This window comes from Pseudomonas sp. FeS53a, assembly GCF_000931385.1.
Lineage (GTDB): Bacteria > Pseudomonadota > Gammaproteobacteria > Pseudomonadales > Pseudomonadaceae > Metapseudomonas > Metapseudomonas otitidis.
Genome location: NZ_JYFT01000080.1, coordinates 50,443 through 69,982, shown reverse-complemented (window position 1 = coordinate 69,982; position 19,540 = coordinate 50,443). Strand labels below are relative to the sequence as shown.

Sequence of the window (19,540 nt, the reverse complement as noted above, 5' to 3'; positions counted from 1 at the left end):
CCCATCGCCTTCGCCACCGACGAGCAGCCCCGCGCCGGCACCACCGCCGAGTCCCTGGCCAAGCTCAAGCCGGCCTTCAAGAAGGACGGCAGCGTCACCGCCGGCAACGCCTCCAGCCTCAACGACGGCGCCGCCGCCGTGCTGCTGATGAGCGCCGACAAGGCCAAGGCCCTCGGCCTGCCGGTGCTGGCGCGCATCGCCAGCTACGCCAGCGCCGGTGTCGACCCGGCGATCATGGGCATCGGCCCGGTCTCCGCGACCCGCCGCTGCCTGGAGAAAGCCGGCTGGGACCTGGCCGAGCTGGACCTGATCGAAGCCAACGAAGCCTTCGCCGCCCAGGCCTTGTCCGTGGGCCAGGAGCTGGGCTGGGATGCGGCCAAGGTCAACGTCAACGGCGGCGCTATCGCCCTCGGCCACCCCATCGGCGCCTCCGGCTGCCGCGTGCTGGTGACCCTGCTGCACGAGATGATCAAGCGCGATGCGAAGAAGGGCCTGGCAACCCTGTGCATCGGCGGCGGGCAGGGCGTGGCCCTGGCCATCGAGCGCTGATCGCCACGAAGCCGCTCCCCAGGGAGCGGCTTCGTTCTCCTGGGCCCCATCGCCAACGCGACGCCCTCCCGCCTTTTGCTAAACTGCGCGCCCCTTACACGAGACGCCGCGCATGCCCTCCGTTCTCCTCCCGGCGCTGCGCGCCGCCCTCGACGCCCGCCAACCGCTGCTGGCCGAACTGAAAGCTCAGGGCACCGACTGCTACCGGCTGTTCCACGGCAGCCAGGAAGGCGCTCCCGGCCTCACCGTGGACCGCTACGGCCCCCAGCTGATGGTGCAGAGCTTCCACCAGCCCCTGCAGCGCGACGCCCTGCTGGCGCTGGTCGAGACAGTCAACGCCCACCTGGGCGAGGCGCTGCTGCCGGTCTACAACGACCGCTCCGGCAGCAACTCCCGCGTCGACCGCAGCGACCCGGTGTACCAGGCCGACGACGCGGCCCTGGCGGACCAGGTCGGCCATGAATGGGGCCTGGCCTACCGGGTGCGTGGTCGTCACCCCGGCCAGGACCCGCTGCTGTTCCTCGACCTGCGCAACGCCCGGGGCTGGGTGAAGGCCAACAGCGCCGGCAAGTCAGTGCTCAACCTGTTCGCCTACACCTGCGGGGTCGGCCTGGCCGCCGCTGCCGGCGGCGCCCACGAGGTGTGCAACCTGGACTTCGCCGAAGGCAACCTGGCCGTGGGCCGGGAGAACGCAGCCCTCAACCCCGGCCTGGTGCCCATGCAGTTCGTGCAATCGGACTACTTCCCGGCCATCCGCCAACTGGCCGGCCTGCCCATCGCCCGGCGCCATGGGCAGCGACTGCCCAGCTACCCGCGCCTGGAAGCACGCCGCTTCGACCTGGTGTTCCTCGACCCGCCAGCCTGGGCCAAGAGCGCCTTCGGCACCGTCGACCTGCTGCGGGACTACCAGAGCCTGCTCAAGCCCGCCCTGATGGCCACGGCGGACGACGGCGTGCTGGTGTGCTGCAACAACCTGGCGAAGGTGGGAATCGAGGAATGGCGCGACCAGGTGCTGCGCTGCGCCAGCAAGCTCGGACGCCCGGTGCGCGACTGCGAGCAGCTGCTGCCGGCCGCCGACTTCCCCTCCCAGGACGGGCGCCCGCCGCTGAAGACCCTGGTGCTGCGATTCTGAATCGAGACACCGCCGACGATTCCAGTCGGCGCCGTCTGTCGGAACCTTAAGGGCGTGCCATACTCCAATCCACCTCCGCCGGGATAGTCGACGCCGCACCATGTACAAAGGATTGAAACGCGCCACGTGCGCCTTGCTGATCGTCCTCGCCTTCTACGCCCTGCTCGGCTTCCTGATCCTCCCGGGAATCGCCCTGCGCGTCGTCAACCAGCAGTTGGCCACCTATGCCAAGGTTCCGGCACACCTGGAGCGGCTGCAGCTCAACCCCTTCAGCCTCGAACTGACCCTCTGGGGCCTCGAGATCGGCGAGCCGGACAAGCGCCAGGTGGGTTTCGAGCGCCTGTACGTCAACCTGGAGCTGGACAGCCTCTGGACAGGCGCCCTGCACCTGGCCGCTGTCGACCTCGACAAGCCCACCACCGAGGTGCTGTTCGCCAAGGACGGCACGCTGAACCTGACCCAGCTGTTCCAGCTGCCCCCCAGCGAACCCAAGGCCGACGAACCGCCTGCCGGCGATCCGTTCCCGGTGCGCATCGACAGCATCCGCCTGGCCAAGGGCGGCGTGCGCTTCCAGGATCTGCGCCCGAGCGAGCCCATCGAATTCGTCTACGACGCCCTCGACCTGGAGCTGAAGAACCTCAGCACCCTGCGCGACGACAACGCCGACATGCTGCTGGTGGCCACCGGGCCCTACGGCGGCCGCATCGACTGGAAGGGCAGCCTGAGCCTGCTGCCGCTGACCTCGGAAGGCGAACTGAAAGTCACCGACGGCAACATGAAGGGCTTCTGGCCCTACGTGCGGGACGCGGTGCCGCTGGTGCTGGACAAGGGCACCGTCAGCCTGTCCACCCGCTACCACCTGAGCCTGGCCGAAGGCACCGCGCTGAAGCTGGAGCAGACGACCATCAAGGTGGCGCCCTTCGCCATCAAGGCGCCGGATGGCCGACCGCTGGTGAACCTGGAAAGCCTGGAAGTCAGCGACAGCGCACTGGACCTGGCCAAGCAGCAGGTGGTGGTCGGCAAGATCCGCAGCCAGAACCTGGAGACCTGGGCCGCCCGCGAAGCCGACGGCCAGCTCGACTGGCAGAAACTGTTCGCCAGCGAAGCCAAGGCCCCGGCGAAATCCCCTGCCACCCCGGACGCGAAACCGGCCGACGCGGCGGCCAAGCCGGCCCCTGCCGCAGCGCCTGCCAAGCCCTGGCAGGTGCTCCTGCGTGACACCCAGCTGCGCGGCTACAAGGTCCACCTCGCCGACCGCGCGCAGAAGGATGCCGTGCAGATCGACGTCGGCCCGCTCAACCTCGACCTTAAGGACTTCGACAGCCTGGGGCAGTCACCCTTCCAGCTGGCCCTGGACACCGGCATCGGCAAGCAGGGCAAGCTCAAGGCCGAAGGCCAGGTGCAGCTGACCCCGACCACCGCCAAGCTGAAGGTGGAGACCCGCGACATCGACCTGCGGGTGGCCCAGGCCTACCTGGCTCCCTTCGTCCGCCTGGAACTGCGCAGCGGCATGCTCGACAGCAACCTGGACGTCGCCCTCACCAGCACCGAGCCACTGGCCCTGACCATCACCGGACGGGCCCTGGTCAACCAGCTGCACACCCTGGACACCCTCAAGCAGCGCGACTTCGTGAAGTGGCAACAGCTGCTGGTGGAAGGCCTCGACTACCGCCACGGCAGCAGCCTGAGCATCGCCAAGGTGGGCATCAGCCAGCCCTATGCGCGCTTCATCATCAACGAGGACCTCACCACCAACGTCAGCGACCTGGTGATCAAGCAGCCTGCCGATCCCAAGGCCAAGGCCGAACCGGCCGGCAAGCCTCTGGACATCCACATCGGCGCGGTGAGCATCAGCAACGGCTCGGCCAACTTCGCCGACTTCAGCCTGACCCCCAACTTCGCCACTGCCATCCAGCAGCTCAACGGTGAGATCAGCACCCTCGACACCCGTACCCGCACTCCCGCCAAGGTGAGCATCGACGGCAAGGTGGATCGCTACGCGCCGGTGACCATCAAGGGCGCGCTGACCCCCTTCGACCCGCTGGACTCCCTGGACATCGCCACCAGCTTCAAGCGCGTCGAGCTGACCACCCTGACCCCCTATTCCGGCAAGTTCGCCGGCTACCGCATCCGCAAGGGCCGCCTCAACCTGGACCTGCACTACCAGATCGAGAAGGGCCAGCTGAAGGCCGACAACCACCTGGTGCTGGAAAACCTGCAGCTCGGCGAGCGGGTCGACAGCCCCGATGCGGTGGACCTGCCGATCCGTCTGGCAGTGGCCCTGCTGAAGGACACCGAAGGCAAGATCGACATCCAGCTGCCGGTGGCCGGCAACCTCAACGACCCGCAATTCAGCGTCGCGCCCATCGTCTGGCAGACCCTGCGCAACCTTGTGCTGCGTGCCGCCCAGGCCCCCTTCAAGTTCGTCGCCGGGCTGGTCACCGGCGGCGGCGAGCACGACCTCAGCAACGTGCCCTTCGACGCCGGCAGCGCCGAGCTCTCCGCCGACGCGCAGAAGGGCCTGGACACCCTCGCCCAGGCCCTGCAGGAGCGCCCCGCGCTGCGCCTGGAGATCGAAGGCATGAGCGCCACCGCCGTGGACGGTCCGCTGCTGGCCGCTGCCCGACTGGAGCGCGAGTACCAGAGCACCTACTACAAGATCGCCCAGCGCCGCGGCGACAAGGTGCCCGCCGACGCCTCGCTGATGGAGGTGCCGGACAGCGAGAAGCCGCCGATGCTCGAAGGCATCTACCGCGCCCGCCTCAAGCAGCAGCCACCGGCCGAATGGGCCCAGCTGGGCAACGACGAGCGCACCGCGAAGATGCGCGACGCGGTGGTGGGCTCCTGGGCCCAGAGCGAACTGCTGCTGCGCCAACTGGCCCAGGCACGCGCGGCGGCCATCAAGGCCTACCTGGTGGACCGTGGCGGCCTGCAGGACGAACGGGTCTACATGCTCGACGTCAGCCTCGGCGAAGCCGGCCAGGACGGCCGCGTGGACACTCCGCTGCAACTGGGCACCGAATGACGCGGAATTCGGTCCCGCCTGCGCAGTCCAACGGCCAGGCGTGACCCTGCGCACACGCCGCCCTGCTGACAGGCACACTGGGGCGGCGTAGGCTGGACCCCGTTCAACTGGATGGAACCCTTCGTGAAAGCCCGATACCTGCTTGCCCTGCCCCTTCTGCTGCTGAGCGCAGCCCATGCCAACGCCTCCTCCACCCTCCGCTGCGGCAACGGCGGGCTGGTCAGCCTGGAGGACAGTACCTCCCAGGTCCTGCGCAAGTGCGGCGACCCCGCCAGCCGCAACAGCCTCGGCTACCGCAACGTGGTGGACCGCTACGGACAGGAGAGCGAAGTCCTGGTGGAGGAATGGGTCTACGGGCCGCGCAACGGCATGTACCAGTTCCTGCGTTTCGAGGGGAACAAGCTGCGCAAGATCGAGAGCAAGCGCGGCGACTGACAGCCCAGAACCGACAGTGCTAGGCTCTGCCGTCCTTTTCAACCGGACAGGATGCCCAACCATGATTCGACGTCTGCTCCCCCTGCTCGCCCTACCCTTTGCCGTGGCGAGCCTCGATGCCTCGGCAGCGACCTTCCGCTGCGGCAGTGCCCTGGTCAGCGAAGGCGACCGCGCCGTGGAGGTGCTGCGCAAGTGCGGCGAGCCCGCCGCGCGCAACCTCATCGGCTACTCCGAGACCCGCAGCGGCCGTCAGGAAATGCAGGTGGAGGAATGGGTCTATGGCCCCGTGAACGGCATGTACTACTACCTCGACTTCATCGGCGGCCGCCTCAGCACCGTCGAAAGCAAGCGGAACTGACCCGCTCGGCTGAACCCTCTACGCGACAAGGACGTCACGCTTGGTCATCCTCCCCGCCGAACACCCCCTGGACTGGAAACGCCCGCCGGTCGTCACGCTGTTCCTCGTCGTGCTCAACGCGCTGATCTATTTCGTCTACCAGGGCGGCGATGCGGCGCGCTCCGAGGAGGCGGTGCGGGCGTATCTCGATGCCGGCCTGCTCAACCGCGAGCGTGCGCTGTTCGTCGAGAGCCTGAGCAAGCGCCATGAACTGGACCCGGAGGAACGCCGCGCCCTCGACTCCGCCCGCCGGAACGACCTGGCGCTCTACGCCCTGCGGGACCTGGAGTTCGAAGACGAACTGCACCGTTCGGCCGCCTACCAGGCGGACCCGGCCTGGCAGCGCGCGCGAGCGCCGGCCGAGGCCGCACGGGACAGCCTGAGCAGCTACCACTTCGGCTTCATCCCCAAGCGCTTCACGGTGGAGGGGCTGTTCGGGGCGATGTTCCTCCACGGCAGCTTCGACCACCTGCTGGGCAACATGATCTTCCTGTTCATCTGCGGCTTCGCCCTGGAGCGCGCGCTGGGTGCCGCGGCCTACCTGGGGCTGTACCTGGCCAGCGGCCTGGCCTCGCACCTGCTGTGGTGGGCGATGGACCCGGGCTGGGTGCCCGGCATCGGCGCCTCGGGCGCGGTGGCGGGGCTGATGGGGATGTACATCGGCGTCTACGCCCTGCGGCGGATCAACTTCTTCTACTGGCTCGGCCCGATGATGGGCTACTTCAAGGCCCCCGCCCTGTGGATCCTGCCCATCTGGATGGGCAAGGAACTCTACGGGCTGCTGCTGGCCAACGACCACGTCAACTATTACGCCCACCTGGGGGGGCTCGCCTCCGGCTTCCTCGGCACCTGGCTGCCCCGGCGCATCGGCGCGCTGAAAGTGGACGAGCAGTACCTGGCCAAGGAAGACCCGGACGCGCCGTTCAAGCGCGAACTGGCCGCGCTGGAAGCCCTGATCGGACGTTTCGCCCTGGACCAAGTGCCAGAACGCGGGCTGGACCTGTTGGCCCGCTACCCAGGGCGGGTGGCGTTGCTGGAGCGCCTCTACCCGGTTGCCCGCACCCGCAAGGACAAACCCCTGACCAGTGCCGTGCTCAAGCAGGTCTTCGCACTGCCGGACCCGACGCCTGCACGGGGCCTGCTGCTGCAGATGGCCACGGACCTCAGCGCTCCCGAACAGCAGTGGCTGCAACACCCGGCCGTGCTGTCCAACCTGCTGCAGCGACTGCTCAAGCTGGGTGAAGGCCCGGCTGGCCTGGGGGTGTGGCGAGTGATCGCCCGGCAGACACCGGCCCCTGCACAACTGCCCGTGATGACCCTGGCGCTGGCCAAGCAACTGGGGCAACGCCAGGACCTGCGCGGCGTGGCGGAGCTGGCCGCCTTCCTCAACAAGGCCTTCCCCGACGCCGAGCAGACCCGGCAGCTTGGCCTCTACCGCGCGCACCTGGCCCGCTGACCCCGGAAACGACGATCCCCGCCGAAGCGGGGATCGAGGTGTACGGGTCAGGCTCAGAGGCGGCTGCTGAAGTCACGCAGTTCGTCCTGCGCGCGCTCCTTGCTCCAGCCGTAGCGCTCCTGGAGCTTGCCCACCAGGTATTCGCTGTGGCCTTCGGCGACATCCAGGTCGTCGTCGGTCAGGTTGCCCCAGCGCTCCTTGATGCGGCCGCTGAGTTGCTTCCACTTGCCTTTGATGATGTCAGCGTTCATGGCATTGCCTCCTCGGGTGGGCGCCGCCCCGCAGGGCGGCGCCAGGGATCATTCGGCGGACTTCAGGCCGTCGGCGGCGACAGCGGTCACGCCCTTGATGGACTTGGCGGTGCTGATGGCCAGGTCGCGCTCGGCATCGCTGGAAACCACACCGGACAGGGCGACCACGCCTTTGTTGGTCTCGACCTTGATGTCCAGGGCGCTGAGGTTCTTGTCGGCCAGGAAGCTGGATTTCACCTTGCTGGTGATCCAGGTGTCGGACACGGCTTCTTCAGCCTTGTCGACGGTATTGGCAGCCAGCTGGGTCGGGGCGGCCTGGGCGGCGAATACGTTGCCGGCCAGGGGCAGGCTGAGGGCGGCGGCAGCTACGGCGGCAAGGGTGACGCTGTGGAAGGACTGTTTCATGAGGATTCTCCTGTTACTCACAATGTTCTGCAGCCTTGTCCTGTCTGCAGTCACTGTAGGTATCGCAAGGCCTGTGCCAGCCTTGATCAACAGAATTAATCCTTTTAAATCAATTACTTATAAATTAACCACAGCACCGCTCGGCTTGCAGATTGCAGGATGCAGCCAAGCGGCGCGTGCACTTTGCACGACCACTCAGCCCGCCAGGCGGGCCAGGGTGGACTCCAGTGCCGTCACTTCGCCGAGCAACGGCGTGGCCGGGTAGCGGGCCCGGATGAAGGCGAGCAGCTTGCCGGCCTGCTCCACCTGGCCGAGCTGTTCGGCCAGGGCCCGGGCTGCCAGCAAATAGGCACGGGGGACGTTGGGGTAGTCCGGGAAGCGCTGGTGCAGGTTGCGCAACAGGCTGATGGCTTCCTTGGCCTTGTGGCGATCCACCAGGGCCGCGGCGATGCGCTCGCAGACCTGCGGGTCCTCCGGCAGGTAGTCGGCCTTCAGCCGGCGGGCATTGAGCAGTGCGGTGGCCCCCAGCGCCGGGTTCTCGCGGGCGGCGATGGGCAGGTAGTGGGCAAGGTGGCGCAGGCAGCGGGCGGTTTCGTTGAGGCCGAACAGCAGCTGGTGGAAGCGCTCGTTGAGGCGCAGGTCGTTCGGGTCTCGCTCCAGGGCGGCGGTGAGGGTTTCCAGCGCGGCGGCAGTCTGTCCTTCCTTGACCCGCACTTCGGCTTCGGCGAGGGCGCGGCGGCGGCGCCACTCCAGCTCGGGGTAGCCCTCGTGCCCGCCCTCTTCGGCAATCGCAAAGCCCAGGGCGCCCTGATACTGGAACACCGCGTAGCCCATCATGGCGCACATGACCACGCCGAAATAACCGAACAGGAAGGCGGCGATGGGCATCAGCACCACGCGCGGCAGGCCGTGGGCCAGCAACACGGTGACGTAGCCGGGCGACTGCCAGAGGATGAACAGGAACACGCAGAGGATCAGGTAGCGCCAGCCCATGGCCTTGATCACGTCGCCGAGCTGTTCGGGGCTCAGCGCGGCACCGAGCTCCTTGTTCAGGGCCAGGCGGATGATGCTAGCCGGCATCAGCAGCATGAGGCCGATGTTCACGGCCCAGAACAGGGCCTCGCTGTGGAAATCGGCAGCCAGCCAGAGCACGGCGAAGGCCACCAGGAACACCACCAGTTGCTTGATGAACAGCAGGAAGCCCTCGCCAACGAAGGCAGTGGCCAGCCCGGGGGCCTCGCGGGAACCCTCGCTGGCCGCTTCGATGACGCTGTGGAAGTACTTGGTGGCGATGCTGAACAGCGCGACCCAGAGGATGATCGAGCGCGGCATGAACAGGCTGGCCAGGCCGAGCACGGCGGCAAAGGCCAGGGGGCCGGTCTGCAGGCCGTAGCGGAAGAACTGCGGAATGCGTTCCCAAAAGGGTTGGGCGGTGTTGGCGGCGCCCAGGAAGTGCAGTTGCGCGCGGCACAGCGGGCAGGCCGGGGATTCGTCCGGGCGCTCGGCGTTGAGGGGGATGCAGCAGTCACCGAAGTGACGGTCGCAGGCCGGGCAGTGCCAGGTGGCGGGTTGGGCCTGGTGGTACTTGCAGTAGGTCTTTTCCATGACCTGGAATCCTTGTCGGCGACTGGCGGCGCGCCATTCTCCGAGAAACGAAAGAGGGCCCGCAAGGGGCCCTCTTTCATACAGCCGACCGGTTATCAGACGCCGGAAGCTTCAGCAGCCTCGACATCCTTCATGGACAGCTTGATGCGACCGCGGTTGTCCACGTCCAGCACCAGGACCTTCACTTCCTGGCCTTCCTGCAGGACGTCGGTGACCTTGTCGATGCGCTTGTCGCTGATCTGCGAGATGTGCACCAGGCCATCCTTGCCGGGAAGGATGTTGACGAAGGCACCGAAATCAACGATGCGCTCGACTTTGCCGACGTAGACCTTGCCGATCTCCGCTTCTGCGGTGATGGCCAGAACGCGCTGCCTGGCGGCCTCGGCGGCTTCCTTGGTCTCGCCGAAGATCTTCACGCTGCCATCGTCTTCGATGTCGATGGAGGCCTTGGTCTCTTCGCAGATACCGCGGATGGTGGCGCCGCCCTTGCCGATGACGTCGCGGATCTTGTCCGAGTCGATCTTCATGGCCAGCATGGTCGGGGCGTTTTCGGACAGCTCGCTGCGGGACTCGGCGATGACCTGGTTCATCTGGCCGAGGATGTTCAGGCGTGCTTCCAGTGCCTGCTCCAGGGCGATCTCCATGATCTCTTCGGTGATGCCGTTGATCTTGATGTCCATCTGCAGGGCGGTGACGCCCTTGGCAGTACCGGCCACCTTGAAGTCCATGTCGCCCAGGTGGTCTTCGTCACCCAGGATGTCGGTCAGGACGGCGAACTTGTCACCTTCCTTCACCAGGCCCATGGCAATACCGGCCACCGGAGCGCGCATCGGCACGCCGGCGTCCATCAGGGCCAGGGAGGCGCCGCAGACGGAAGCCATGGAGCTGGAACCGTTGGATTCGGTGATCTCGGACACCACGCGGATGGTGTAGGGGAACTCGTCGCCCTTCGGCAGCATGGCGGCGACGCCACGACGGGCCAGGCGGCCGTGGCCGATTTCGCGGCGACCGGCGCTGCCCATGCGACCGCACTCACCGACCGAGAAGGGCGGGAAGTTGTAGTGCAGCATGAAGGCGTCCTTGCGCTCGCCTTCCAGGGTGTCCAGCAGCTGGGCGTCACGGGCGGTGCCGAGGGTGGCAACGACCAGGGCCTGGGTTTCGCCACGGGTGAACAGGGCGGAACCGTGGGTCTTGTCCAGCACGCCGACTTCGATCTTCAGCGGGCGGACGGTGCGGGTGTCACGGCCGTCGATACGCGGCTTGCCGTTGACGATGTTCTCGCGAACGGTGCGGTATTCCAGCAGGCCGAAGGCATCCTTCACTTCACCCGCCGGGAACTGGCCGGCTTCCTCGCCAGCGAAGCGGGCGACGACCTGGTCGCGCAGCTCGTCGAGGCGGTTGTAGCGGTCCTGCTTGATGGTGATGGTGTAGGCCTGGGAGATAGCCTCGCCGAACTCGGCCTTGATGGCGCTGAGCAGGGCGGTGTTCTCGGCGGGAGCGGTCCAGTTCCAGGTCGGCTTGCCCGCTTCGGCGGCGAATTCCTTGACGGCATTGATCACAGCCTGGAATTCCTGGTGGGCAAACAGCACGGCGCCCAGCATCTGGTCTTCGGTCAGCTCGTCGGCTTCGGATTCGACCATCAGCACGGCGTCCTGGGTACCGGCCACGACCATGTCGAGGCTGGAGGCCTTGAGCTGCTCGTAGTTGGGGTTCAGCAGGTAACCGGTGCTCTCGTGGTAAGCCACGCGGGCCGCGCCGATCGGGCCGGCGAACGGAATGCCGGAGATGGCCAGGGCAGCGGAAGTACCGATCATGGAGGCGATGTCCGGATCAGTCTTCTTGTTGGTGGAGACGACGGTGCAGATGACCTGCACTTCGTTGAGGAAACCTTCGGGGAACAGCGGGCGGATCGGGCGGTCGATCAGGCGGGAGGTCAGGGTCTCTTTCTCGGAGGGCCGGCCTTCACGCTTGAAGAAACCACCGGGGATGCGGCCGGCGGCGTAGGTCTTTTCCTGGTAGTGCACGGACAGCGGGAAGAAACCCTTGCCCGGGTCGGCCTGCTTGGCACCGACCACGGTCACCAGGACGGTGACATCGTTATCAACGGTGACCAGAACGGCGCCGCTGGCTTGACGGGCGATACGGCCAGTCTCGAGGGTGACGGTCGATTGACCGAATTGGAACTTCTTGATTACCGGGTTCACGGTGTTTTCCTTCTCTTTTGTTGCCTTGGGGGAAATCTGCGAAAGGCGCGGGAGTCGGACCCGCCGTCTTCCTCAAAAAGCCTGAAGCTGGAAACCAGAAGCTGGAAGCAAGCGCGATGTCCTGCTTCCAGCTTCCGGCTTCCAGCTTCCAGCTCGAATGCGTCTTAGCGACGCAGACCCAGACGACCGATCAGGGCGCTGTAACGAGTGGTGTCCTTACCCTTCAGGTAGTCCAGCAGCTTGCGACGCTGGTTAACCATGCGGATCAGACCACGACGGGAGTGGTGGTCTTTGCCGTTGGCCTTGAAGTGATCCTGCAGCTTGTTGATGTTGGCGGTCAGCAGTGCGATCTGCACTTCCGGAGAACCGGTATCGCCTTCAGCTTGCTTGTACTCGTTAACGATCTGGGCTTTTTCAGCAACGCTCAGTGCCATGATGGGCTTCCTCTGAGAGTAATAGGCCGGGAACGAATCCCGTGTTTTAAAAAGAGGTGTGACCGTGCCTATTAACAGCCACCCTCGAATCGGTCATTCCGACCGAATCAGTCGACGTGGCGCTATGCGCCCGTCATCGCTCACTTCACCGATGCCGATGAAGCGACCGGTATGATCCTGCACCCGCAGCATGCCGAACTTCGGCGCTTCGGGAGCCCTTACCGGCTGCCCGTGCAGCCAGTAATAGGCACTGTGTTCGCTCAGTTGCACCAGGGGCCAGTGCTCCAGGCCACTGTCGGAGGGGAGCAGGAAGCGGTCGAGCGCTTCGTTGCCACCTTCGGCGTGGGCCTTCTCCAGTTCCTCGAGGCTGATGGCCTGGGACAGGTTGAAGGGACCAGCCTGGGTGCGACGCAGTTCAGCGACGTGGCCACCACACCCCAGCACCTGGCCAAGGTCCTCGACCAGGGTGCGAATGTAGGTGCCTTTGCTGCAACTGACGGAAAGCGTGGCCTTGGTGGAATCGAAGGCCAGCAGTTCCAGGCGCGCAATAGTAACAGAACGCGCCTCGCGCTCCACTACTTCGCCGGCACGTGCCAGCTTGTAGAGGGGCTGCCCGTCCTTCTTCAGGGCCGAGTACATCGGCGGCACCTGCTGGATCTCACCACGGAAGCGCCCCAGGGCCGCCTCCAGCTCGTCGCGACCAACGGTCACGTCGCGCCGTTCGAGTACCTCGCCCTCGGCATCGCCGGTGGTGGTGGTGACGCCCAGCTGGGCAACGGTCTCGTAGCCCTTGTCGGCGTCCAGGAGGTACTGGGAAAACTTGGTGGCCTCACCGAAGCACAGGGGCAGCACGCCCGTGGCCAGGGGATCGAGGCTGCCGGTGTGGCCGGCCTTCTCCGCATTGAGCAGCCAGCGGACCTTCTGCAGGGCCTGGTTGGAGCTCATGCCACGGGGCTTGTCGAGGATGAGGATGCCGCTCACATCACGGCGGATACGCTTGACCTGGGCCACCGTCAGTCCTCATCACCCTGATGCCGGCGGTCTTCGGCGACCGCACGCTCGATCAGCGCGGACAGCTCGGCGCCACGGCGGATGCTGGCATCGTAGTGGAAGTGCAGCTGGGGCACGCTCCGCAGCTTCATGGACTTGCCCAGCAGCATGCGCAGGTAGCCGGCGGCGTCGTTGAGGATTTCGGTGTTGAGACGGATGACCTCGGCGTTGTCGTCCTGGCCCATCACGGTGATGAAGATCTTGGCATGGCCGAGATCCCGCGCCACTTCGACGCCGGTGATGGTGACCATGCCCAGGCGCGGATCCTTGACCTCACGCTGGATCAGCAGGGCCAGTTCGCGCTGCATCTGGTCACCGATGCGCTGGGTGCGGCTGTATTCTTTTGGCATAAATCGGTACTCACTCAAAAACCAAAAAGCCGGGAGCTGGAACTGGCGGTGTCAATCACCCCGCGCAGCACCCGGCTCCCAGCTTCTGGTCAGTGGCCACTCAGAGCGAGCGGGCCACCTGGACCTTCTCGAAGACCTCGATCTTGTCGCCGACCTTCACGTCGTTGTAGCTCTTCACGCCGATACCGCACTCCATGCCGTTCCGCACTTCGGACACGTCGTCCTTGAAGCGGCGCAGGGATTCCAGTTCGCCTTCGAAGATCACCACGTCGTCGCGCAGTACGCGGATCGGGCGGTTCCGATGGACAGTACCCTCGATGACCATGCAGCCGGCGATGGCGCCGAACTTCGGCGAGCGGAACACGTCGCGTACCTCGGCGGTACCCAGGATGTTCTCGCGCACATCACTGCCAAGCATGCCGGTGAGGGCCTTCTTGACGTCCTCGATGATGTCGTAGATGACGTTGTAGTAGCGCAGGTCGATGCCTTCCTGCTCGACGATCTTGCGCGCACCGGCGTCGGCACGCACGTTGAAGCCGAACAGAACGGCATTAGAGGCCAGCGCCAGGTTGGCATCGGACTCGGTGATGCCACCGACGCCGCCACCGACCACACGCACCTGGACTTCGTCGTTGCCGAGGTCGGACAGGGCACCCTGCAGGGCTTCCAGAGAACCACGCACATCGGACTTGAGCACGATGTTGAGGGTCTTCTTCTCGTCCTGGCCCATGGTCTCGAAGATGTTCTCCAGCTTCGAGCTGTGCTGACGGGCCAGCTTGACCTCGCGGAACTTGCCTTGACGGAACAGGGCCACTTCACGGGCCTTCTTCTCGTCGGCCACCACGGTCATATCGTCACCCGCATCCGGGGTGCCGTCGAGGCCGAGGATTTCCACGGGGATCGACGGACCGGCTTCCTTGATGGACTTGCCGTTCTCGTCGAGCATGGCGCGAACGCGACCGTAGTTGACACCCACCAGGACCATGTCGCCCTGACGCAGGGTACCGTCCTGGACCAGCAGGGTGGCCACCGGGCCACGGCCCTTGTCCAGGCGGGACTCGACCACGACACCACGACCGGGAGCGGACGGGGTGGCGGTGAGTTCGAGTACCTCGGCCTGCAGCAGGACAGCTTCCAGCAGCTCGTCGACGCCGGTACCGGCCTTGGCCGAAACGGGCACGAACTGGGTGTCGCCGCCCCACTCCTCTGGGATCACATCCAGCGCGGCCAGGCCGTTCTTGATGTTGTCCGGGTTGGCTTCCGGCTTGTCCATCTTGTTGATGGCGACCACGATCGGCACGCCAGCAGCTTTCGCGTGCTGGACCGCTTCCTGGGTCTGCGGCATCACGCCGTCGTCAGCCGCCACCACGAGGATGACGATGTCAGTGGCCTTGGCACCACGGGCACGCATGGCGGTGAACGCGGCGTGACCGGGGGTGTCGAGGAAGGTGACCATGCCGCGCGGGGTTTCCACGTGGTAGGCACCGATGTGCTGGGTGATGCCACCGGCTTCGCCCGACGCCACCTTGGCGCGACGGATGTAGTCGAGCAGCGAGGTCTTGCCGTGGTCGACGTGGCCCATGACGGTCACGACCGGTGCACGGGAGAACGACTCGCCTTCGTACTTCAGCGATTCGGCCAGTTGGTCTTCCAGGGCGTTCTCGTTGACGAGCTTGACCTTGTGGCCCATCTCCTCGACGACCAGCTGCGCGGTCTCGCGATCGAGCACCTGGTTGATGGTGACAGGACTGCCCATCTTGAACATGAACTTGACCACTTCGGCGCCCTTGACGGCCATCTGGGCCGCCAGCTCTGCCACGGTGATGGTCTCACCGATGCTGACTTCTCGCACGATCGGCCCCGTCGGGCTCTGGAACCCGTGCTGGTTGCGCTTCTTGAGCTTGGACTTGCCACGGCCACCGCGACGGTAGCTGTCGCTCTCTTCCTCGGTGCTGCGCGGAGCAATACGCGGCGACGGCACCTTTTCCTTCTCCTTGGCGGAGGGACGGTGCTGGGCTTGCTTGCGGTCGCGACGGTCGTCTTCGTCACGGGCGCGTTCCGGACGGCGAGGCTCTTCGCGACGGCGATCGTCGGCAGCGCCTGCTGCGGCGGGTGCCGCAGCAGCGGCGCCGGCAGCCGGAGCCGCCTGGGCTGCGGGAGCAGCAGCCACTGCGGCCGGAGCCTCGGGGCTGCGAGCAGCGTCCTTGGCACGGGCGTCCGCCTCACGGCGGGCCTCTTCCTCGGCGCGGCGCTTGGCCTCTTCCTCGGCCTTGGCGCGTGCGGCCTCTTCGGCGGCACGCTGCTCTTCCAGCTCGCGCTGCTTCTCGGCTTCGATCTCGTCAGGGCTGCGCTTGACGTAGGTCTTCTTCTTGCGCACTTCGACGCTGATGGTCTTGCTGCCCGCCACCTTCAGGGTGGTCGTGGTCTTGCGCTGCAGCGTGATCTTGCGGGGTTCTTCCAGGCGCTCGCCATGGCTGCTCTTCAGGTGCGCGAGCAGCGCCTGTTTTTCACTGTCGGTCACCACCTGGTCGGCGCTGCTGTGAGGCAGGCCTGCCTCACGCATCTGCTGCAGCAGGCGCTCCACCGGTGTATCGACCACCTTGGCCAGTTCTTTCACCGTGACTTGCGTCATGCACTTCTCTCCTCAGGCCGCACTGCTTACTCGAACCAATGGGCTCGGGCGGCCATGATCAGCTTGCCGGCACGCTCTTCGTCCATGCCGTCGATGTCGAGCAGGTCATCGATCGACTGCTCGGCCAGGTCTTCGCGATTGATTACGCCACGCACCGCCAGTTCGACCGCCAGCTCCTTGTCCATGCCCTCGAGTTCCAGCAGGTCCTCGGCGGGCTGGGCATCGGCCAGCTTCTCTTCGGTCGCGATCGCCTTGGTCAGCAGGCGATCCTTGGCGCGGGCGCGCAGCTCGTTGACGATGTCCTCGTCGAACCCATCGATGCTCAGCATCTCTTCCATGGGCACGTAGGCGATCTCTTCGAGGCTGGTGAAACCTTCCTCCACCAGCACCTGAGCCAGCTCTTCATCCACGCCGAGTTCATCGACGAAGGACTGCATGATGTCGCCGGTCTCGGCCTGCTGCTTGGCCTGGATGTCCGCCTCGGTCATCACGTTCAGGGTCCAGCCGGTCAGCTGGCTGGCCAGGCGAACGTTCTGGCCGCCACGGCCGATGGCCTGGGCGAGGTTGTCCTCGGCAACGGCGATGTCCATGGCATGGGCATCTTCGTCGACGATGATCGCCGCCACTTCGGCCGGAGCCATGGCGTTGATGACGAACTGAGCGGGGTTGTCGTCCCACAGGACGATATCGACACGCTCACCGCCCAGTTCGCCGGAAACAGCCTGGACGCGGGAGCCACGCATGCCGATGCAGGCGCCCTGCGGGTCGATGCGCTTGTCCTTGGAGCGAACGGCGATCTTGGCGCGCGAACCCGGGTCACGGGAGGCGGCCATCACTTCGATCAGCTCTTCGGCGATTTCCGGCACTTCGATGCGGAACAGCTCGATCAGCATCTGCGGCGCGGTGCGCGAGAGGATCAGTTGCGGACCACGGTTCTCGGTGCGGATTTCCTTCAGCAGGGCCCGGACACGGGCGCCGACGCGGAAGGTCTCACGGGGGATGATGTCCTCACGGGCCAGCAGCGCCTCGGCGTTGTTGCCCAGGTCGACGATCACGTTGTCACGGGTGACCTTCTTGACCGTACCGGAAATGATGTCGCCCAGCTTCTCGCGATAGGCCTCGACCACCTGTGCACGCTCGGCTTCGCGCACCTTCTGCACGATGACCTGCTTGGCGGTCTGGGCAGCGATGCGGCCGAACTCGATGGATTCGATCTTCTCTTCGATGACGTCGCCGATCTTGGCGTTCTCGTCACGGGCCTGGGCCTGGTCGAGGGTCAGCTGGATGGCCGGATCCTCGAAGTTCTCGTCGTCCACCACCGCCCAGCGGCGGAAAGTGTCATAGCTACCGGTGTGCCGGTTGATGGACACACGCAGGTCAACCTCGTCCTCGAAGCGCTTCTTGGTAGCGGTGGCCAGTGCCAGCTCCAGCGCTTCGAAAATCACACCTGCCGGCACCCCTTTCTCGTTGGATACCGACTCTACAACCAGCAGTACTTCTTTGCTCATCGTACGCCTCGCCTTTCGCAATCCATTGGACCCGCGGGATCCGCGTCTCAGTCAAAACGGGGAATGATGTTGGCCTTGTCGATCAGGTCGATCGGCAACAGGTACTCGTGATCCTCGACGAGAACCACCACATCCTGTTCCTCCACCCCGCGGAGGAGACCCTGGAAGTTGCGCCGGCCCTCGTAGGGAGAACGCAACTTGATTTTCACGAGCTCTCCGGCATGGGCCGCGAACTGCTCGAGTCTGAACAAAGGACGATCCATGCCGGGCGAGGACACCTCAAGGGTGTATTCGCTGGAGATGGGATCTTCCACATCAAGAACGCCGCTGATCTGACGACTGACCTTTTCGCAGTCGTCGATGAGGATGCCGTTCTCATGATCGATGTAGACGCGCAGGAGCGAATGGCGCCCCTGGGACAGGAACTCGATACCCCAGCACTGATAGCCGAGCGCCTCGACCACCGGGGCCAGCAAGGCCTGCAACTGTTCTAGCTTGCTCGACACCTGTTTGCCCTCGCATGCCGTAGAAATAAAAAATGGGCGTAACGCCCATCATGAAAGCCATCCGGAACCGATGGCAAAGTGATCCAGCTAGCAAAAAGCCCCTTAAAAGGGGCTCTGCTTGAACTGGTTGCGGGGGCTGGATTTGAACCAACGACCTTCGGGTTATGAGCCCGACGAGCTACCAGACTGCTCCACCCCGCGTCAAAGCTGGGCCCGGAGTATACGACCAGACAGACGCCTGGTCAACCTGACACTCCTCCAGCAAGAAAGCCCGCTACTGCGGGCTTCCTTGTCTTGCATGGTACCGAGGAGGGGACTCGAACCCCTACAGCCTATGGCCACTACCACCTCAAGGTAGCGTGTCTACCAATTCCACCACCTCGGCAAAACTTGCCTTACTTCTGCTCTGGAGCTTGCGGAACGTCACCTGCAGATCCTGCGGGCTTCTGCTCTTCGAGCACCGGCACATCATCAGATGCCGGCTTTTGCTGCTGAACCTCAATGGCGGCCGGATCCGGCAGACCAACGTGACTCAGAGCCTCAGCCTTTTGCTTAGCAAAGAATGCTAAACCCAGACTGGTAATGAAAAAAACCGCGGCGAGTATACCAGTAAAGCGACTCAGAAAGGTAGCAGAACCTTGGCTTCCGAAGACAGTACCCGAAGCACCTGCACCAAACGAAGCGCCTGCATCCGCGCCTTTACCATGTTGCAGCAACACCAGAACCACAACGCCGATGGCGACGAGCAGGTGCACCACGATAACGACAGTCTCAAGCATCTCGTCAGCTTCCTGCGGCACGACAAATCGCACCGAACTCATCTGCATTCAGGGAGGCCCCACCCACAAGCCCCCCATCAATATCCGGCATCCCGAACAACTCAGCCGCACTGGCAGCCTTCACACTGCCGCCGTACAGAATCCTCACACCCGCCGCCACCTCGGCACTCTCGGCCGACAATTGCGAACGGATCGCAGCATGAACTTCTTGCGCTTGAGCAGGAGAAGCCGTCAACCCGGTACCGATGGCCCAGACAGGCTCATACGCGATCACCGCAGAAGAGAAGGCACCAACACCCAACTCCTCGATGACACTACCAATCTGCTCACCAACCACACGCAGGGTTTCGCCTGCCTCACGCTGCTCGCGGGTCTCGCCGACACAGAGAATCGGAACCAGACCGCACGCCTGAGCCGCAGCAAACTTGCGACTCACCACATCATTACGCTCACCAAGAATCAAACGACGCTCGGAGTGACCAACGAGGACCCACTTGCAACCTGCATCTTCCAGTTGAACCGCAGCAATCTCCCCGGTAAGGGCAGCCTGCATGGGCTCTATCGCGCAATCCTGGGCACCAATGGAAATGGAGCCACCATCGAGTACTTGAGCAACCTGAGCGATGTAAAGGGAAGGCGGGATGACCACCACATCGACATCAGCCGGCACAACCTGCCGATGAAGACCTTTGATCAGCTCTGCGACGCTGGCGCGGGTACCGTGCATTTTCCAGTTACCAGCTACCAAAGGGCGACGCATGCCGTACCTCGTCGATCAAAGTGGGCGCAGATGTTATCCGAGGTTTTTCCAACTAGCAAGCG

The 19,540-nt window shown here is 65.0% G+C and carries 18 protein-coding genes and 2 tRNA genes; 6 read left to right on the top strand and 14 right to left on the bottom strand.

Annotation, left to right across the window (positions count from 1 at the left end):
- The 6 genes from SZ55_RS25765 to SZ55_RS25740 form a co-directional block, all read left to right on the top strand.
- Positions 1-549 (top strand): acetyl-CoA C-acyltransferase (locus SZ55_RS25765; RefSeq protein ID WP_044413780.1); only part of this gene is annotated, 549 nt, incomplete at its 5' end.
- A gap of 112 nt (positions 550-661) precedes the next feature.
- Positions 662-1,681, top strand: coding sequence for a class I SAM-dependent rRNA methyltransferase (locus SZ55_RS25760; protein ID WP_044413778.1), 1,020 nt, complete (start codon positions 662-664; stop codon positions 1,679-1,681).
- 100 nt (positions 1,682-1,781) lie between these two features.
- Positions 1,782-4,706: a DUF748 domain-containing protein gene (locus SZ55_RS25755; protein ID WP_044413775.1), complete on the top strand. Its 2,925-nt coding sequence runs from the start codon at positions 1,782-1,784 to the stop codon at positions 4,704-4,706.
- Between the two features lie 123 nt (positions 4,707-4,829).
- Positions 4,830-5,141 (top strand): DUF2845 domain-containing protein, encoded by a 312-nt coding sequence (locus tag SZ55_RS25750; protein WP_236692492.1) that lies wholly within the window; start codon positions 4,830-4,832, stop codon positions 5,139-5,141.
- A gap of 61 nt (positions 5,142-5,202) precedes the next feature.
- On the top strand, positions 5,203-5,499 hold the full coding sequence (locus SZ55_RS25745; protein WP_044413769.1) for a DUF2845 domain-containing protein: 297 nt from the start codon (positions 5,203-5,205) through the stop codon (positions 5,497-5,499).
- A gap of 40 nt (positions 5,500-5,539) precedes the next feature.
- Positions 5,540-6,994 (top strand): rhomboid family intramembrane serine protease, encoded by a 1,455-nt coding sequence (locus SZ55_RS25740; protein ID WP_044413766.1) that lies wholly within the window; start codon positions 5,540-5,542, stop codon positions 6,992-6,994.
- A gap of 53 nt (positions 6,995-7,047) precedes the next feature.
- Here SZ55_RS25740 and SZ55_RS25735 read toward each other — a convergent pair whose 3' ends face one another.
- The 14 genes from SZ55_RS25735 to tpiA all read right to left on the bottom strand — a co-directional run bounded on the left by SZ55_RS25735 (position 7,048) and on the right by tpiA (position 19,478).
- Positions 7,048-7,245 carry a CsbD family protein gene (locus SZ55_RS25735; protein ID WP_044413763.1) on the bottom strand — a complete coding sequence of 66 codons (198 nt, stop codon included), beginning with the start codon at positions 7,243-7,245 and terminating at the stop codon, positions 7,048-7,050.
- A gap of 48 nt (positions 7,246-7,293) precedes the next feature.
- On the bottom strand, positions 7,294-7,650 hold the full coding sequence (locus tag SZ55_RS25730) for a BON domain-containing protein (RefSeq protein WP_044413760.1): 357 nt from the start codon (positions 7,648-7,650) through the stop codon (positions 7,294-7,296).
- 195 nt (positions 7,651-7,845) lie between these two features.
- The gene (locus SZ55_RS25725) at positions 7,846-9,255 is read right to left on the bottom strand and encodes a DUF4013 domain-containing protein (protein WP_044413757.1); all 1,410 of its coding nucleotides are present in this window, start codon (positions 9,253-9,255) and stop codon (positions 7,846-7,848) included.
- 95 nt (positions 9,256-9,350) lie between these two features.
- The gene (gene pnp / locus SZ55_RS25720) at positions 9,351-11,459 is read right to left on the bottom strand and encodes a polyribonucleotide nucleotidyltransferase (protein ID WP_044413754.1); all 2,109 of its coding nucleotides are present in this window, start codon (positions 11,457-11,459) and stop codon (positions 9,351-9,353) included.
- Between the two features lie 164 nt (positions 11,460-11,623).
- Positions 11,624-11,893, bottom strand: a complete 270-nt coding sequence (rpsO, locus tag SZ55_RS25715) for a 30S ribosomal protein S15 (protein ID WP_044413751.1) — start codon at positions 11,891-11,893, stop codon at positions 11,624-11,626.
- A gap of 93 nt (positions 11,894-11,986) precedes the next feature.
- A complete protein-coding gene (gene truB / locus SZ55_RS25710) occupies positions 11,987-12,904 on the bottom strand; it encodes a tRNA pseudouridine(55) synthase TruB (RefSeq protein ID WP_044413749.1) in 918 nt (305 codons plus the stop codon).
- 2 nt (positions 12,905-12,906) lie between these two features.
- Positions 12,907-13,293 carry a 30S ribosome-binding factor RbfA gene (gene rbfA / locus SZ55_RS25705; protein ID WP_044413746.1) on the bottom strand — a complete coding sequence of 129 codons (387 nt, stop codon included), beginning with the start codon at positions 13,291-13,293 and terminating at the stop codon, positions 12,907-12,909.
- A gap of 100 nt (positions 13,294-13,393) precedes the next feature.
- Positions 13,394-15,925 carry a translation initiation factor IF-2 gene (gene infB, locus SZ55_RS25700; RefSeq protein ID WP_044413743.1) on the bottom strand — a complete coding sequence of 844 codons (2,532 nt, stop codon included), beginning with the start codon at positions 15,923-15,925 and terminating at the stop codon, positions 13,394-13,396.
- A 26-nt stretch (positions 15,926-15,951) separates the two neighbouring features.
- The gene (gene nusA, locus SZ55_RS25695; RefSeq protein WP_044413740.1) at positions 15,952-17,433 is read right to left on the bottom strand and encodes a transcription termination factor NusA; all 1,482 of its coding nucleotides are present in this window, start codon (positions 17,431-17,433) and stop codon (positions 15,952-15,954) included.
- A gap of 47 nt (positions 17,434-17,480) precedes the next feature.
- The gene (rimP, locus tag SZ55_RS25690; RefSeq protein ID WP_044413736.1) at positions 17,481-17,939 is read right to left on the bottom strand and encodes a ribosome maturation factor RimP; all 459 of its coding nucleotides are present in this window, start codon (positions 17,937-17,939) and stop codon (positions 17,481-17,483) included.
- 124 nt (positions 17,940-18,063) lie between these two features.
- Positions 18,064-18,140: transfer RNA gene (locus SZ55_RS25685), tRNA-Met, on the bottom strand.
- A 98-nt stretch (positions 18,141-18,238) separates the two neighbouring features.
- A tRNA-Leu gene (locus tag SZ55_RS25680) sits at positions 18,239-18,324 on the bottom strand.
- A 10-nt stretch (positions 18,325-18,334) separates the two neighbouring features.
- The gene (gene secG / locus SZ55_RS27200) at positions 18,335-18,718 is read right to left on the bottom strand and encodes a preprotein translocase subunit SecG (RefSeq protein ID WP_052807672.1); all 384 of its coding nucleotides are present in this window, start codon (positions 18,716-18,718) and stop codon (positions 18,335-18,337) included.
- 4 nt (positions 18,719-18,722) lie between these two features.
- Positions 18,723-19,478: a triose-phosphate isomerase gene (tpiA, locus tag SZ55_RS25670; RefSeq protein WP_044413730.1), complete on the bottom strand. Its 756-nt coding sequence runs from the start codon at positions 19,476-19,478 to the stop codon at positions 18,723-18,725.
- Between the last annotated feature and the right edge of the window lie 62 nt (positions 19,479-19,540).

Coding starts and splice junctions, on each gene's coding strand:
- SZ55_RS25725 (WP_044413757.1), bottom strand. CDS start 9,255: ATGGAAAAGACCTACTGCAAGTACCACCAGGCCCAACCCGCCACCTGG.
- SZ55_RS25730 (WP_044413760.1), bottom strand. CDS start 7,650: ATGAAACAGTCCTTCCACAGCGTCACCCTTGCCGCCGTAGCTGCCGCC.
- SZ55_RS25755 (WP_044413775.1), top strand. CDS start 1,782: ATGTACAAAGGATTGAAACGCGCCACGTGCGCCTTGCTGATCGTCCTC.
- SZ55_RS25760 (WP_044413778.1), top strand. CDS start 662: ATGCCCTCCGTTCTCCTCCCGGCGCTGCGCGCCGCCCTCGACGCCCGC.
- tpiA (WP_044413730.1), bottom strand. CDS start 19,478: ATGCGTCGCCCTTTGGTAGCTGGTAACTGGAAAATGCACGGTACCCGC.
- rpsO (WP_044413751.1), bottom strand. CDS start 11,893: ATGGCACTGAGCGTTGCTGAAAAAGCCCAGATCGTTAACGAGTACAAG.
- secG (WP_052807672.1), bottom strand. CDS start 18,718: ATGCTTGAGACTGTCGTTATCGTGGTGCACCTGCTCGTCGCCATCGGC.
- infB (WP_044413743.1), bottom strand. CDS start 15,925: ATGACGCAAGTCACGGTGAAAGAACTGGCCAAGGTGGTCGATACACCG.
- nusA (WP_044413740.1), bottom strand. CDS start 17,433: ATGAGCAAAGAAGTACTGCTGGTTGTAGAGTCGGTATCCAACGAGAAA.
- rbfA (WP_044413746.1), bottom strand. CDS start 13,293: ATGCCAAAAGAATACAGCCGCACCCAGCGCATCGGTGACCAGATGCAG.
- SZ55_RS25745 (WP_044413769.1), top strand. CDS start 5,203: ATGATTCGACGTCTGCTCCCCCTGCTCGCCCTACCCTTTGCCGTGGCG.
- SZ55_RS25735 (WP_044413763.1), bottom strand. CDS start 7,245: ATGAACGCTGACATCATCAAAGGCAAGTGGAAGCAACTCAGCGGCCGC.